Genomic DNA, 16,005 nt, shown 5'->3' with positions numbered 1-16,005 from the left:
AATTATACATGCAACGCCGTTTATCCTGTTTTCGCTACATGTCCGCAAGATAAGCTTTTGCCGTCTCTTCGCTGATGATGCCCTCACAGGCCATACGATTGATCTCATCGGCCATGCGCATGCAGTTTTCAGGCAGGGGCATTCTCCTAGAAAAGATATCTGCGCCTTCGGCAATCGCATTCCTCATCTCTTCGTCAGGAACCAACACACTGAACGCTGCGATGCGTCCACCACCGATTTTGGGTACCAGGCGCTGGCATGACACACACCTGATCATATCAGCGAGCGCCTTTCGATAAAACGGACGTGTGTGTTCCGGGAATACATCTCCTATCCGCCGGATTGCTTCCTCAGGTGAGTCTGCATGCATTATAACAATGACCAGGTGGCCGGTTTCTGCAGTAGTTATGACAGCCTGCAGATCCTCCAGGGTTTTTACCTCGCTCATGAAAATGACATCCGGGTCCATGTGAATCAATTGCCTGAGTCCCGTGACAGTATCAGGGATATCCAAGCCAACCTCTCTCTGCTGTACGAGTGATTTCTTTGGTGTGAGCCGATACAAAATCGGGTCTTCCAAAGTGTGGATGTTGGCGTTGCTGGTCGCATTGATGTGATCGAGAAGACCATAAGCTGAAGTAGACTTGCCTGAACCTATACGTCCAGAGCAAACGATAAGTCCCCTGGGTGATTTCGCCGCCTCGATTAGTCCCTTCGGCAGCCTCAACATTTCGACAGACGGAACTATGGTAGGAATCAAGCGGACGGATATACTTATCCCGCCCGAAACTCGGGCTGCGCATATCCGTGCAGAAACATCGCCAAAAGTCATCGACCTTTCAACCGCTCCACCGTCGCGCTCTATCGCGTCTATCTTTTCGGCTGATACGACCGCGGAGGCTATTGCTTTGGTCTCACTTGCCGTAAGAGGAGCACTGCCAGTACGCTCCAGCACACCATCTACACGGATCGTAGGCGGTTCACCGGCAAGCAGGTGCAAATCACTTGCGCCGCGCGAATGCGCCATCATAATCAATTTCTCAAGCTCGATTGAAATTTGTTCCGACATTTCGGTCTCCTTTCATAAAGGGAATTCCTGGTCGTTGAGATCTTTTCGATCAGGTTCATCGCCTTGGACATAACCAAGCAGCAAGTCTCTCAGTCTGGCCCTGGCATCAAACAGGCGGCGCTTTACCGTACCCAGAGGCACATCGAGGATATCCGATATACTTGCGCAGTTCATTTCCTCAAGATAGAACATCTCGACTGCATCTCTATGGATATTTGGAAGCAACTGCAGAGCTTTGCGGACCACCATGCGCAGTTCTTCGGCTTGCAAACGATCTTGGGCAGAGCACTCACCTGAAGCAGACAGATCATTCTGTTCAACAGGCAGTTCTCGACTTTTACGTAGTATTCTTCCTGCCTGCGAACGGATAATCTGCCTGAACCAGCCGGCAAATGCATCGGGTTCGCGAAGATCGCGCAGATGTGTGATAGCAGTAATGAACGCTTCCTGCACGACGTCTTCAGCAAGGTCATGATCGTCCGTGATTGCAGATGCGAAATCCAGTGCCCATGGCCGAAAACGGCTGACAAGTTCAGCAGCGGCATCATTGTCGCCTGTTTCGCACAGCTTGAGCAGATCGCGCAGCAGAAGCATTGCCTATTGACTCCCTCTATGGTGTTCTATATATAGGAGCCATTTTAAGGCTTGTGGGTTCGATATAGATACAAAAAACGTAGAAATTCGGGGCTGAAGGCTATTCTGGGGCAACGGACTCGAATTTTAAATTAGGGTTTTTCTCTATGACACGTGAAAGTCCCCAATCTCCGTCAAAGAGCACTGCAGGGCGTCCTTCACAGTCTTCGACAAGCCGCGTACCTATCGAGAGCGATATATTGGCGATATCCTCATCACTGCCGATAATCCAGCGCGCATACTTCATGTCCATCGGCTCAAAGATTGTGTCCACATTATATTCACTCTTGAGCCTGAAAGATATCACGTCGAACTGCAGTCTGCCGACCACTGCCACTATCGGTTCTCGCGTGGAGCCTGCGCCTGCCGCATAGAATAGCTGCACAGCGCCCTCGGCCTTGAGCTGTTCCAGACCATTGCGGAATTTTTTGTAATTCGAAGGATCGGGACAGCGGAGTGTGCCGAAATGTTCAGGAGCAAACCTGGGAATTCCGCCGAATGTGACCGGACCGTTCGCGCTGACGCAATCGCCAATCGCAAACGCGCCGGGGTTCACCAGACCCAGGATATCACCCGGATATGCTTCCTCAACCGTGTCTCTGTCCCTGGCAAAGAGTTTATGCGGCCTCGACAGCCGCATCTTTGTGCCGAGTCGGGAGTGATGGACCTGCATGTCCTTCTCGAACTTGCCGGAACATACTCTTAAAAATGCGACACTGTCCCTGTGTTTGGGGTCCATGTTTGCCTGAATTTTGAAGACGAAGCCGGTGAAGTGCGGATATTCCGGCTCAATCATACCCTGAGCGGCTTTTCTGGCGCACGGCGGAAGACCCAACTTCAGGAATGAGTCGAGAAAGAGCCTCACGCCGAAATTGTTGACTGCGCTGCCGAAGTATACGGGAGTGAGCTTGCCGGTGCGCAGCAGTTCTGCATCAAACTCATCACCAGCCATATCCAGTAGTTCCATCTCCTCAAGAAACCTGGCATGCGTCTCTTTATCCACCAGTTTCGCACATTCGGGACTGTCTGGGTCGGTCACAATAACAGGCGCGCGCTTAGCGCCATGCTCAGTCCGTTCAAAGAGGTGCATCTTGCGATCATGGCGATCATACACTCCACGGAAATTGGAGCCATTACCCAATGGCCAGTTCATAGCATGGGTCGCTATACCGAATACCTTTTCAAGCTCATCTAGCAGGTCCAGCGGATCGCGCGAAGGTCGGTCCATCTTGTTGATGAGCGTGAAGATCGGGATTCCGCGCATCCTGCAGACCTCAAAGAGCTTGCGCGTCTGCGGCTCGATCCCCTTTGCTGCGTCTATGAGCATCACTGCATTATCGGCAGCGGTAAGTGTGCGGTATGTGTCCTCGCTGAAGTCTTCATGACCCGGCGTATCCAGCAGATTCAGAACATGGTCCTCGTAGTCGAACTGGAGCACAGTCGATGTGACGGATATCCCCCTCTGCCGCTCGAGTTCCATCCAGTCAGACGTGGCATGCCGCTGGTCCTTTTTTGCCCGAACCGAACCGGCCAGATCGATTGCGCCGGAATATAGAAGCAGTTTTTCTGTAAGGGTGGTCTTGCCCGCATCCGGGTGAGATATGATTGCGAATGTCCGACGTCTGCGGATTTCATCGCGGAAACTGTCAGCCAAAACAAACTCCATAACACACAAAAAATCGCCTTTCCTGCCGCCTTGACGGGAAAGACTAATATTATTATATCATAAACAGCCGCACTATTCGGAATTTGCAGGAATGCAAAGGAACCGTTCAGTTCTGCTGGCGCAAATATGGCTCGGCGGGAGTTTTGTCCTTCCAATAGTGAGCTTACTGGGAGGGCGAGGCTCCCGCCGAGCCAAAAATTCCAGATGACTGAGTCTCTCGGATGCAAAGAATATCAATATGTTTTTGCGCTCATGCAAAGCGCTCACATTCGGCTAGTTCAATTGCGATTAAGATAAAAATGCAGGCGAAATTTCCTGGGCAATTGCTTCCGGTCTACAAATTAACTCTTAGTTTTTGACGATCCAAAGCAGTTGGTCTCTTGACAAAGCAATAATTGGCGTGGAGAATGTTATTGTAGGTCACAGCGATGTGAAGAGGCTGACCCCGAGTGTCAGGAGTACCCCTATGTCCGATAAGCTGGAAATCAAGGTGTGCGTGGGCAGTTCATGCCACGTCAAAGGCGGCAGCAAGACCCTGAGAACCCTTGAGATGCTGATAGAACGAGAGCACCTCGACGGCAAAGTGGAACTCAAGGCCGACCTGTGTCTCGGCAACTGTCTGGACGCTCCCAATGTCGTCGTCAATGGTGAGGTCCATGGCGGAGTTACGCCGGATAAGACCGAGAAATTCTTCAATGACGAGATTCTGCCGCGGGTGCAATCGTGAATAATTCCATCATCACTACCGATAAGGCCAAGTGCAGAGACTGCTACAGGTGCGTCAGAGTCTGCCCGGTAAAGGCGATCAGGATAGCCGACGGCCAGGCGCGTGTCGATGCGGAAAAATGCATATTGTGCGGCACATGCGTGCGTGAATGCCCTCAACAGGCCAAACATGTGCGCGATGACCTGCAGAAAGTCATGCAAATCCTTGCCTCGCCGGACAAAAAAATAGCGTCGGTGGCTCCGTCATTCCCGGCATCATTCGGCGATTATGGCGGCGGCCTGCTCCCCACTGCACTAAAGAAGCTCGGGTTCGATTTGGTGACCGAGACATCAGTCGGCGCTGAACTGGTTGCTCAGGCCACGGCGGAATTGATGGATAAAACAAAGACAACGACATGGGTGACGTCGGCATGCCCTGTGGTGGTCTGTTATATGGAGAAGTACCACCCGGATGTATGCTCGAATATCACGCCTATTGCCTCGCCCATGATTGCACATGCAAGGTACCTAAAAAAGAAATACGGCGACGATGCTAAAGTGGTGTTTATTGGCCCATGCTCAGCCAAGAAAGGCGAGGCTGATGAAGAAATGGAGCACAGTGTGGATGCGGTGCTCACATTCGAGGAACTGCATCAGGCTCTGGCCGATGCAGGGATAAAAAAGAGCGCTCTGGAGCCGACACCATTCGATGATGTGCGTCCAAAGAACGCCCAGCTCTTCCCATTGGAAGGCGGCCTGGCAAAGACTGCATCCATTGCTTCCGGTCTGCTGCGTGAAGATTTCATTACACTCTCCGGCAGCAAGCATGTCGTCGAAATGATCGACCATCTGTCGGATAACACGCCTGTCAGGCTCTTTGAAGCGCTGTTTTGCTCGGGAGGATGCATAAATGGCGCATGTATGGGTCCGGCAAAAGATATATATGCCCGACGGAACAAGGTCCTTCAATATCACAAGAGAAAGACCTATGAAGCCGAGAAAGAATTCGATATTGCCGGCGCTCCCATGGTCGATCTGAAACGCGATATCAGCCCGCGCACACTGCCTCAGCCGCAGTTCAGTGAGGCGGCGGTCAAAGCCGTGTTGGCCGAGACTGGAAAGCATACCGTTGAAGATGAGCTTAACTGCGGCGCATGCGGTTACCCGTCGTGCAGAGAAAATGCAATGGCAGTGCTTTCTGGAATGGCCGAAAGAAGCATGTGTCTGCCTTGGATGAGACGCCTGGCCGAACGCAAAACCGACCAGATCATCGATAACAGTCCAAACGGCATTGTTATGGTCGATGCACAGTTCAACATAGTCTCGTTCAACCCTGCGTTTGCAAGGATGTTCAGCGCCACAGACAAACTTGTCGGCAGACCGATAAGCCTGCTGATGGACCCTGAGGACTTTGAAAAAGTGGCGGCTGAGGTTGTGCCGAGAATAAACGGTAAGGTGGTTTCTTTGCAGCAGTATAGCATAGTCGCAAGCGAGAGCATATACCGGCTCGAAGGCGAAAATGTAATGATCGGCATCTTCGTCAACCTGACCAAGAGTAAGGAAGAGGAAGACCGTATCGCTCGAATGCGCGCAGAGACTCTCGAAGGTGCGGAGAGCGTGATCGAAAAGCAGATGAGAATGGCCCAGGAAATCGCAAGTATCCTCGGTGAAACAACAAGTGAAACCCGTGTCCTGCTGCGCAAACTTACGCAGTTGGCGCAGGATGTGGAAGAGAGTAAATAGAGTTTGAAAGTCAAAAAGTTTGAAAGTCAAAGATACGCTCATTTTGACTTTTCGACCTTTTGACTTTTTGATTGTACATATATGAAGCAGTATACGGTTGATGTAATAGGCAAGAATTTCTCCAAAAAGGGCGAGGACACATGCGGCGACTCGTTCAAAGTCTTTCGCGCGTCTGATTCAACAGTCATCGTGCTTTCGGACGGTTTGGGCAGCGGCGTTAAGGCAAATGTGCTTTCAACTCTTACTGTTGAGATAGTCGGCGGCCTTGCCAGCGGCAACTTAAGTACGCATGAGATGGTCGAAACTCTGGTTGCGACTCTGCCGGTCTGCAAATGGCGCGGCATCGCATATTCAACTTTCTCGATCCTGCGAATTTATGATACTGGCCAGGCAACCCTTGTCGAATATGACTCGCCCGTTTCGTTGAGGCTCAGAGGCGGTGTCAAGGTCAGCCCCGCAATCGGCTCCGAGGTCGATGTCCTCGACAAAACGATCCGTGAGACACACTTCAAGCTGAGGCCGGGTGACGTAATACTGCAGATGTCGGATGGGATTATTCATGCGGGTGTTGGGACGACCATGCGCATGGGCTGGCAGGAAGAGGGTGTCCAGAGTTATCTAAGCCATGTCGCCTATCTCGCCGAGAGTGATCCTGAAAGACTGGCTGATATTGTCCTCAAGCAGGCAAGCGAGTTGTGGGAGTCATCTCCGGGCGATGACGGCACGGTGGTCGCCACCAGATATCGCAAGGCGCGCAATGCTGTGGTAATAACCGGTCCTGCCGGTGACCCGAAAGACATGCCTCGAATGATAAACGAATTCCTTTCCACCCCCGGGATAAAAATAATCGCCGGAGGTACGACATCGCACCTGGTTGCAGAAAAGCTCGGCAAAGAAGTCGAGATCGAGCTGAAATATCTCGACACGGGTCTTCCGCCCACCGCTCAGATCGAAGGCATAGACCTGGTCACCGAAGGCATGCTCACGCTTAACCGTGTGGTCGATTATATAAAGCGCGGCGTGCCGGATGACGATGAGAATGCCGCAACTGACCTGCATGACCTCTTAAAATCATGCGACGGCATAACGTTTATGGTCGGCACTGCTCGCAATGCAGCGCATCAAAATGCCAATTTTCCCCCGGAAATGCTCCTGCGGAGATCAGTCGTTGAGACACTTGCCGCATTGTTGAGAGACGAAGGCAAGACTGTCGAAGTAAGTTATTACTAAGTAAATCACGGTTGGCCGCTTGCATACCACTATAGTTTTTCACACCAGTACAACCACATGCACTAAGCAATTTACTGACCGTAAATATTGATTAGTGCATGAATCTATTCAATCGACTGAAGCAAGGTGATATCGCTCTACAAGGTTTGCGACAAGAAACCATTGCTGACCGTTTCTGACATATACCTCCAGACGTGTCGGCACCTGCAATAATGCTCCGCTACGTTCTTTGGCGCTTATTATTGCGCAGGCCACTGCGATATTTGGGGTTGCAATAACATCTATGCTTTTTATGTCAACCGATGATAAATCGAGAGCATTCCTACTCTCAGCGACCTGCTTGCCCATTACTTCTTGGAAGTTCTTTTTGCTGACCAGAGTCACCTTATTCTGCGTGCGTCTATATGAAAAGAAGCCCAATGGGCAGACTATTTCCTGTAAACTGTCTATATCGCCGTTTTTCAGGATTTCCATTTCTTTCCTGAGGATGTCTTTTATCGGCTGTGGATAACTCAGAAAACCAGTAGAGCCGGAGGGTGTCAAAGTTGCTTCCAATTTTGCACCAGTAAGTCTTGATGGAGCATTCAGCTCAATCTCGGAACCTGATCTTTGGATCAGCAGGCCTACATCAGACTTGTGTTTTTTGTTGATAATATTCGTTGGGGTATCGCTGAATACGGCTGGATCAATATCCTCGCCATTGCAAGAAATAATGATGTCCCCAGCCTTCAGCTGTGCCTTATCCGCAGGCGAACCTGGTTCAACAGACGTAACTGTTATTCTGGCATTCATTATTGCAGGCATGCCAAAACAGACTTTCCAGCGCGCATCTCTTTTTACGGCAATAACAAATTGCTTGCTGTTGACTGTCTTGCCATTGTTGAACTTGTCGTTGACAACCATGCGTATGAATGCAAGGTCGTTTTTCATTGCTATGTGCCGCTCAGTTATTGTCCGAGACCGAAGACCTCCTGCCTGCCAGATCTGTCTTTGTATGGCCATGAGAACATTATCTTTAGTTAGAACGAAGGCACCTTCCGCAGGTTCAGGATGATCTCCAATGAGCAGCAAGCCCTCATCGGAATATTGTGCCCCAAGCAGCTCAATATCATGAAGCGCATGAGCACTCTGGATGTTGTTCAGCATCGCGTTTATGGCATCAATATCATCGGCATATGCAATGCCAGTGAAGAAGCAGACTGCAAACAGCACCAAAACAAACCTCAACAACGATGTGATCCTCCATGCTGATAAAATTTTGAGTCCGAGTTAGACGCTCATGGATTAATTACCGTACGGCGGAAATGTTTCGGAAGCATCCACACTCATTCTTGCTTTTGACGGCCTTATTTGTACAGGTTTTGGACGAACCATTATCCGTCGATGATCACAAAATCTATGGGTCAAGATTAAATACCCGACCCCTATATCCATGAGCGAACCAGCGACATAGTTAAGCCATCTATTTTCACTTCAGACTTAAAAATCTCGCCGCTCGGGTAATCAAAAAGTATTATGATGCTGCCGACATCCTGCCTGGCATCACTTAACGACGAGACGAGTTTGGTAATCGTACCGTTGATTTTCAGGTACTTGATATCACCGAGCTCACCTTTGTCCGAAAGCATGTAGTCGATTGTGATGCTGTCCGATCCCTTTACAGTCCATTTATCACCGATCTTCAGTTCACGGTCGGGAAACTCCAGTCCCAACCAACAATATGCGTATGCACCTGCTTTGCCGAAGAGCACATTCATGTTTTTATCAATTTCGATATCGCTTACTTTTCCCTGCGGCGCTCGTGAATAGCTCATAGTAGCATTGCCTATCGGTCCTTGATATGCACTTGATTTGTTGCCACCGCTTATGAAATCCAATGTCACATTGCCCTCACGCACCGCATATGAGAGCATGGCGGCATTATCCTTAGCGGCAGTCACAGTCTCGACGAACACCGGCCAAGCGTGAACACTCAACGTACCACCGTCTGCCTTTGGATCCTCTAGATCTATCTCGGCCTTATATGCTCGCTTGTTCGTCTCGCTGTCCTTGAATTCTAACTTATATGAGATTGCAGCATTCTGCTCGTCTGCCGGTTCTTCTTCTGCGGCATATACCGACGTCATTATCAACATCACGGCGAAAGCCAATTCAAATACTAGTCGAAAAACTTTTCCCACAATATTGCTCCTCTATATTTTATAGGTCGTGCAACGCACGTCAGTGCTGATACATTCTGTGAACTGTGTTAAAATTCCTTTCTGATTGACACCAACAATGCAGATGTTGACCAACCGCTATCCAAAAACTACAATATCACCTGTATATCTTAACGTATTACTAACAAAGATATGGTTCAATATACGTGTGCTGTCGGGGAGTGATCTCAATGCCAAATGAAAAAGTGTTGATAGTCGACGATGAGGAAGACATTCTGAGGCTGGTCGAGTATAACCTCGCAAAGGAAGGATATTCGACCGAAACCGTCACCACCGGTGAACTGGCTCTAATTGGAGCACGGGCGAGCCTGCCTGACCTGATTCTCCTCGACCTGATGCTGCCGGGTGTGGACGGCTTGAACGTGTGCCGGATTTTGCGCTCCGACCCTGTCACAAAGGCAATCCCGATAATCATGCTCACTGCCAAGGGTGAAGAGTCGGACATAGTGGCAGGCCTCGAACTCGGCGCGGACGACTATATAACCAAACCTTTCAGCCCCAAAGTGCTCATAGCGCGCGTGAAGGCAGTGCTTCGCAGAGAAAAAACCGAACCAGCAACAGAGTCGGACATAATCACGATCCATGATATTCGCATCGATCCAGGCAGGCATGTCGTCACTATTGGCTCCGAGACAATCGAACTCACTCTCACCGAGTTTCGCATTCTCCATGCTCTCGCCAGGCGTCCGGGATGGGTATTTACCAGGTATCAGATTGTCGAGTGGTCGCGTGGCGAGGACTCCGAGGTAACGGACCGGTCAGTGGACGTGCACATCGTCTCGCTGCGGCGAAAGCTCGGTGATGCAGGCAAACACATTGAGACAGTACGCGGAGTCGGTTACAGACTCAAGGAGTAGATAATGCGCAGGAAACCTCTGGTTTGGAAGCTCTTCCCGGTATATTTTCTCATTACTCTCGCTTCCGTGCTGCTCGTCGCTCTATATGCATCCAATTCACTGCGCGAGTTTTACTATTCTCAGGTTGAATCCGACCTTGGAGTCAGGACCAAATTACTTGAAAATGAGTTGGGTTCCGTATATATATCCGGTTCGACCGATAATCTTCAGCGCGATGTAAAGCGTCTGTCAAAGACTTCGCTCACACGTATCACTGTGATATCGCCGGCCGGAAAAGTAGTGGCGGATTCCGAATCGGACCCGGCAAAAATGGAAAATCACTCCGACCGGCCTGAATTTCAAGATGCGCTTAAAGGCAAGGTTGGGACAGCGCGGCGTTTAAGCCCGACTTTGCACCTGACAATGGTCTATCTTGCAGTGCCGATCAAGGACGGTGGGCGCACTGTCGGAGTCATACGCACAGCGCTTGCCGCAACGGCTCTCGACGCCGCTCCAGACACGATTTACCGTCACATATTTATTGGAGCCTTTCTCATCACATTGTTCGCTGCGGTTGCCAGCCTGCTGGCGGTACGCTGGATCGATAAACCTCTGCTGAAGATGAAAGAAGCGGCAGGCCGGTTTGCCAATGGTGATTTCAGTTCGCACATGCCCGCATCCGATATAGAAGAATTTGCCAGTCTTTCTGACACTCTCAACCAAATGGCCGCTCAGCTCGATACACAAGTTCGCACTATCACGCAAAAGTCGAGCGAGCAGCAGGCAATACTATCGAGCATGAAAGAAGGAGTCATAGCGATAGACAATGAGGACAGACTGCTGATTTTGAACCCCATGGCAGAGCGGCTGCTTGGGGTCGATCTGGGTTCAGTCAAGAGCAAGACCATTCAGGAAGCAATACGAAATGCCGAGCTGCAGAAGTTCTTCGAGAAGGCTCACATCAGTCCGGCTCCTGTGACGGACGAGATAGTCTTTCGACCAGGCACATTCATTCAGGCCATGGCGACCCCTCTGCTGGATGCGAACGACAAAAAGATAGGTGTGCTGGTCGTCCTGAACGATATCACGCAGACGCGGAGTCTTGAGAATATGCGCAAGGAGTTCGTTGCCAACGTCTCCCACGAACTCAAGACCCCCATCACGTCCATCAAGGGTTTTGTGGAGACACTCCGTGAGGGAGCGATAAAAGACCCGGACAAGGCTGGTGACTTCCTCGATATTATTTCCCGGCAGTCCGAAAGGCTTGACGCAATCATTGATGATCTTCTGGCGCTTTCACGGATCGAGCAGAGGATCGAATCGAAAGAGATCGAGATGAAGACGGGGAGCATTAAGGATTTGATCCTTGCCGCCATGGTAAGTCTACAGCCCAAGGCAAATGAGCAGGATGTGACGGTCAACTTTGAATGCGACGAAGACATATCCGTGCGCATGAATGCACCTCTGCTGGAGCAGGCGGTCACAAATCTCATAGACAACGCCATAAAATACAGCCCCGGCGGAAGTGTGACGATCAAAACTCAGAAAACGGATCATGAAGCGGCGATACGGGTAATTGATACGGGTGTAGGGATCGAGCCGGAACATATACCCAGACTCTTCGAGCGGTTCTACCGTGTGGACAAGGCCAGAAGCCGCAAAATGGGCGGCACAGGGCTCGGGCTGGCCATCGTCAAGCACATAGTGCAGGCTCACAATGGCAGGACCGAAGTGCTGAGCAAGCCCGGCAGCGGCAGCACGTTCTCGATAATCCTGCCGCTCGGGTAAATTCATACAAACCTTGCGGCTTCCTTACACTATCTTAACAATCGGGCTGTAATCTTAGCAGTAAGTAAATTACGCCCATAAACTTGTATTAGAGATTGCACTTTAACATATACGGATTCTATGCCGAAAAGTGCAATTTACTTAGCGTAAATTGCTTAGATGGTTTGATAATGGAGGCGATTGTATGGATCGACGTGTCATGCACCTAATTCTTGTGGCAGCGTCTGCAGCCATTGTGATCTGCGGATGCGGTAAAAAGGGTCCCGTGGCAGTCAATGGCGGGAAGTCAGTCACCGTAAACGGCGCGGGAGCCACATTCCCCTACCCCGTATATGCACTTTGGGCGGACAAATATCATCAGGTCACCGGCGTCAAGATCAACTATCAGTCCATAGGCTCCGGCGGAGGCGTGCAGCAAATCGTAGCAGGCACTGTCGATTTCGGCGCATCCGATGCACCTCTGACGGCCAAAGAACTCGATAAGGCGGGTCTCATTCAGTTCCCGATGATTATGGGTGGGGTCGTGCCTGTTGTCAATGTGAAGGGGGTCACGCCCGGAAAGCTGAACCTTTCGCCCGAGACTATCTCAGGCGTCTACCTCGGCAAAATCAAGAAGTGGAACGATCCGGCCATAGTCGAAGAGAACCCCGGCCTTACGCTTCCGAATAAGGACATCACTGTGGTCAGCAGAGCCGACGGCTCCGGCACCACATGGATATTTACCAACTACCTCGACAAAATTTCCAAGCAGTGGCACGCGAAGATTGGGTTCGGAAAGTCAGTTGACTGGCCGGTTGGGGTCAGAGGCAAAGGTAATGAGGGCGTGGCCGCATATGTGCAGAGGCTCGACGGCTCCATCGGATACGTGGAATATGCCTATGCCCTGCAAAGCAAGATGACCTACACGAATCTCAAAAACAAAGCAGGAAAAGTTGTTACTCCGTCAATAGATTCTTTCCAGGCAGCCGCAGCTAATGCAGACTGGGCAAATGCTCCCGGCTATTATGTTGTCCTCACTGACCAGCCCGGCGAAGGCAGCTGGCCTATAACAGGCGCGTCATACATAATCATCCATAAAAAACAGTCAGACAAAAAGATCGCGGATGCAATGATCGGATTTTTCGACTGGAGCTATCGGCATGGCGGCGACATGGCCAAGAGACTCGATTACGTTCCAATGCCTGACAGTGTTGTGAAGATGGTCCAGGATAAATGGAAGAGCTGTGGGCTATGAGATATCGGTTGGCAGTCATGCCGGGAGGGCGAGGCTCCTGCCGAGCCTTTGATTTCTGACAACTATGGCAATAAACACTGACACAATAAAACCGGACATAGAACCGGCGGCACCACGCAAGCTGGAGGCGAACCGGCTTTTTAGAAGCATCACAGCCGCCTGCGCAGGCACACTGCTCATTCTAGCAATCGGGATAATATTCGAGCTGTGGCGAAATTCACAGATGGCGATAGGCAAATTCGGCTTCGGATTCCTCACTTCCACAAAGTGGAACCCGGTTTCAGGCGAGTTCGGAGCACTCTCCAGCATATATGGAACGGTGATCTCTACTCTCATTGCCCTGATAATCGCTACGCCTATGAGCGTGGTGGTAGCGCTGTTTCTGGTGGAACTGGCACCAAAGAAGCTAAGCGGGTTCTTCGGGACGGCAATCGAACTGCTTGCCGCGATACCCAGCATCATATACGGCATGTGGGGACTTTTTGTGTTCGCGCCATTTATGGCAAACCATATTCAGCCATGGCTGGGCAAATACCTGGGCTTCAGTTCGCTGTTTCAGGGTCCTCCAATGGGGATCGGAATGCTGACGGCCGGCATGATTCTTGCATTGATGATATTGCCGTTCATATCATCCGTAATGCGCGATGTGCTGCAGATGGTCCCGGCAGTCACCAAAGAGTCTGCATATGGCCTCGGCGCTACAACATGGGAGGTCACCAAAGATGTCTCGATTCCATATGGTCTGCGAGGAATGGTAGGAGCAATATTCCTGGGGCTTGGGCGAGCAATTGGTGAGACGATGGCGGTCACGTTCGTAATCGGCAACGACCACAAACTGGCGACATCTCTATTTGCGAGCGGCAACACGATAGCCTCGACCCTTGCAAATGAGTTCACTGAGGCGTCCGAACCTATATATTTGAGCGCTTTGATCGAGTTGGGACTGGTGCTGTTTCTGATAACAGCGCTCTTTCAGATAGTGGCGCAGATTTGGCTGAAATATGCGGCCAGAGGGAAGGCGGCATGAGAGCACGGTCTGTGACATCACGAAAGCTGACCAACCTGACGGTAACCATCATAGCCGGTTCAGCAGCCGTCCTCGGGCTGTTTATGCTGAGTTGGATACTCATTACAATCGCAGCGCGAGGCTTTGAAGCGATCAACTGGCAATTCTTCACTGACCTGCCTTCGCCTCCCGGATCGAGCGGAGGAGGACTATCCAATGCCATAGTCGGCACGATCATGATTACTATTTTGGCAACTGCGATAGGCGTCCCAATAGGGATTCTGGCGGGAATATATCTGGCCGAGTTCGGACACGAGAGCAAGTTCGCCAACGCTGTCCGGTTCGTGGCGAATATACTTATGGGCGCGCCGTCTATTGTGATCGGGGTGTTTGTTTACACACTCGTTGTAGTCCCGATGAGCGGGTTTTCGGGGTTGGCAGGCAGCATCGCACTGGCAATCATAATGCTGCCAATTGTCACGCGGACCACAGAAGACATGCTCAAACTGGTGCCGAACTCGCTGCGCGAATCGGCTCTGGCACTGGGCGCACCCGAGCACAAAATGATATTTCAGATAATATTTCGAGCGGCCAAAAGCGGGCTTATTACAGGCGTGATACTTGCGGTTGCAAGGGTGAGCGGTGAGACGGCTCCACTGCTGTTTACCACCCTCAACAGCCCATATTGGAGCCTATCGATGGCCAAACCGATGGGCAACCTCACGGTTACAATATTCAACTACGCGATGTCACCATACGCGGATTGGCAGGCAAAGGCATGGGGAGCGTCATTACTGATAACTGCGGGTGTGCTGTTGATGACACTGACGGCACGATTTCTGGTCAAAGACAGGAGAGCGCGCCGATGAACGTCAAGATATCAGTGCGCAATCTCAACTTCTATTACGGCACGCATCAGGCACTCAGGGACAATAACCTGGATATAGCCGAAAACCGGGTGACGGCTATTATCGGGCCGTCCGGCTGCGGCAAATCGACCCATATCAGGTGCTATAACCGAATATATGAGCTGTATAAAGGCCAGTCGGCGACGGGCGAGATCATACTCGACAACAAGAATCTGCTCGATGCAGATGTCGACCTGATCGACCTAAGAATGCGCGTGGGAATGATATTTCAGAGACCAAGCCCATTCCCGATGTCGATATACAACAATGTCGCATATGGCCTGAGGCTGCAGGGCAAAACCAGTAAGAATGAGCTGGACGGACGTGTCGAACAGGCGCTGCGCAAAGCTGCACTGTGGGACGAAGTAGAGGACAAACTGCATGAACCCGGCACTCATCTATCGGGCGGCCAGCAGCAGAGGCTGTGTATAGCCAGGGCAGTTGCAGTCGAGCCGGAAGTGCTGTTGATGGACGAACCGGCGTCTGCAATAGACCCTGTCGGGACCGCCAAGATAGAAGAACTGATTGCTGAACTCAAGGAGCAGTATACGATAGTCATAGTGACGCATAATATGCAGCAGGCTGCAAGGATTTCGGACTACACGGCATTTTTCTTTGAGGGTGAGATTGTGGAGTTCGGGGAAACTAAAGAGATGTTCACACGGCCTCAGAAACAGCAGACTGAGGACTACATCACAGGCAGGTTCGGATAAGATATGCGGGCAGGAATGCCCGAAAAACGACATTTCAAATTATGTCATTCCGAACGAATGTGAGGAATCTGCTTTGCGCACATGTATCCGGTTATGGCTAAGGCTGGGGCTAATGCGATAGGACCGGTTCAAAGCAGATCCCTCGGCTACGCTCGGGATGACTGTATATGCTAGGTTAGACTGTATATGTTAGGTTAGCTTGTCAATAAATAATGCAGGCTGGGCAAGTAATTATTAGCTCGATTTGTGGGGTGT

At 50.8% G+C, this 16,005-nt stretch carries 14 protein-coding genes; 9 read left to right on the top strand and 5 right to left on the bottom strand.

What is annotated here, in order from left to right:
- Positions 1–34: 34 nt before the first annotated feature.
- The 3 genes from tadA to LLG46_10840 form a co-directional block, all read right to left on the bottom strand.
- The gene (gene tadA / locus LLG46_10850; protein ID MCE5323797.1) at positions 35–1,069 is read right to left on the bottom strand and encodes a Flp pilus assembly complex ATPase component TadA; all 1,035 of its coding nucleotides are present in this window, start codon (positions 1,067–1,069) and stop codon (positions 35–37) included.
- A 12-nt stretch (positions 1,070–1,081) separates the two neighbouring features.
- Entirely contained in the window at positions 1,082–1,663 is a 582-nt protein-coding gene (locus tag LLG46_10845) for a sigma-70 family RNA polymerase sigma factor (protein MCE5323796.1), read from the bottom strand.
- 100 nt (positions 1,664–1,763) lie between these two features.
- The gene (locus LLG46_10840) at positions 1,764–3,356 is read right to left on the bottom strand and encodes a peptide chain release factor 3 (GenBank protein ID MCE5323795.1); all 1,593 of its coding nucleotides are present in this window, start codon (positions 3,354–3,356) and stop codon (positions 1,764–1,766) included.
- A 478-nt stretch (positions 3,357–3,834) separates the two neighbouring features.
- Here LLG46_10840 and LLG46_10835 point away from each other — a divergent pair, with 478 nt between their 5' ends.
- From LLG46_10835 to LLG46_10825, 3 genes are all read left to right on the top strand, one after another.
- Positions 3,835–4,095 (top strand): NAD(P)H-dependent oxidoreductase subunit E, encoded by a 261-nt coding sequence (locus LLG46_10835; protein MCE5323794.1) that lies wholly within the window; start codon positions 3,835–3,837, stop codon positions 4,093–4,095.
- The gene (locus tag LLG46_10830) at positions 4,092–5,816 is read left to right on the top strand and encodes a 4Fe-4S binding protein (GenBank protein MCE5323793.1); all 1,725 of its coding nucleotides are present in this window, start codon (positions 4,092–4,094) and stop codon (positions 5,814–5,816) included. Before LLG46_10835 ends, LLG46_10830 begins: the two co-directional genes overlap by 4 nt.
- An 81-nt stretch (positions 5,817–5,897) precedes the next feature.
- Positions 5,898–7,046 carry a serine/threonine-protein phosphatase gene (locus LLG46_10825; GenBank protein ID MCE5323792.1) on the top strand — a complete coding sequence of 383 codons (1,149 nt, stop codon included), beginning with the start codon at positions 5,898–5,900 and terminating at the stop codon, positions 7,044–7,046.
- A 108-nt stretch (positions 7,047–7,154) separates the two neighbouring features.
- Here LLG46_10825 and LLG46_10820 read toward each other — a convergent pair whose 3' ends face one another.
- Positions 7,155–8,273, bottom strand: coding sequence for a PDZ domain-containing protein (locus tag LLG46_10820; GenBank protein ID MCE5323791.1), 1,119 nt, complete (start codon positions 8,271–8,273; stop codon positions 7,155–7,157).
- A 197-nt stretch (positions 8,274–8,470) separates the two neighbouring features.
- Complete coding sequence (locus tag LLG46_10815) at positions 8,471–9,226, bottom strand: hypothetical protein (protein MCE5323790.1); 756 nt, start codon at positions 9,224–9,226, stop codon at positions 8,471–8,473.
- A 209-nt stretch (positions 9,227–9,435) separates the two neighbouring features.
- Between LLG46_10815 and LLG46_10810 the strand changes: the two genes are divergently transcribed.
- The 6 genes from LLG46_10810 to pstB all read left to right on the top strand — a co-directional run bounded on the left by LLG46_10810 (position 9,436) and on the right by pstB (position 15,750).
- Complete coding sequence (locus LLG46_10810) at positions 9,436–10,122, top strand: response regulator (protein ID MCE5323789.1); 687 nt, start codon at positions 9,436–9,438, stop codon at positions 10,120–10,122.
- 3 nt (positions 10,123–10,125) lie between these two features.
- A complete protein-coding gene (locus tag LLG46_10805; protein MCE5323788.1) occupies positions 10,126–11,889 on the top strand; it encodes a PAS domain-containing protein in 1,764 nt (587 codons plus the stop codon).
- 184 nt (positions 11,890–12,073) lie between these two features.
- On the top strand, positions 12,074–13,123 hold the full coding sequence (pstS, locus tag LLG46_10800) for a phosphate ABC transporter substrate-binding protein PstS (protein MCE5323787.1): 1,050 nt from the start codon (positions 12,074–12,076) through the stop codon (positions 13,121–13,123).
- A gap of 64 nt (positions 13,124–13,187) precedes the next feature.
- Entirely contained in the window at positions 13,188–14,150 is a 963-nt protein-coding gene (pstC, locus tag LLG46_10795) for a phosphate ABC transporter permease subunit PstC (GenBank protein ID MCE5323786.1), read from the top strand.
- Positions 14,147–14,998 carry a phosphate ABC transporter permease PstA gene (gene pstA, locus LLG46_10790; GenBank protein ID MCE5323785.1) on the top strand — a complete coding sequence of 284 codons (852 nt, stop codon included), beginning with the start codon at positions 14,147–14,149 and terminating at the stop codon, positions 14,996–14,998. The genes pstC and pstA overlap by 4 nt, the downstream gene beginning before the upstream one ends.
- Positions 14,995–15,750: a phosphate ABC transporter ATP-binding protein PstB gene (gene pstB, locus LLG46_10785; GenBank protein MCE5323784.1), complete on the top strand. Its 756-nt coding sequence runs from the start codon at positions 14,995–14,997 to the stop codon at positions 15,748–15,750. Before pstA ends, pstB begins: the two co-directional genes overlap by 4 nt.
- Positions 15,751–16,005 lie beyond the last annotated feature (255 nt).

This window comes from bacterium, from assembly GCA_021371935.1.
In the GTDB taxonomy this organism is placed as follows: domain Bacteria; phylum Armatimonadota; class UBA5829; order UBA5829; family UBA5829; genus UBA5829.
This window is presented reverse-complemented; position numbering and strand designations above follow the sequence as displayed.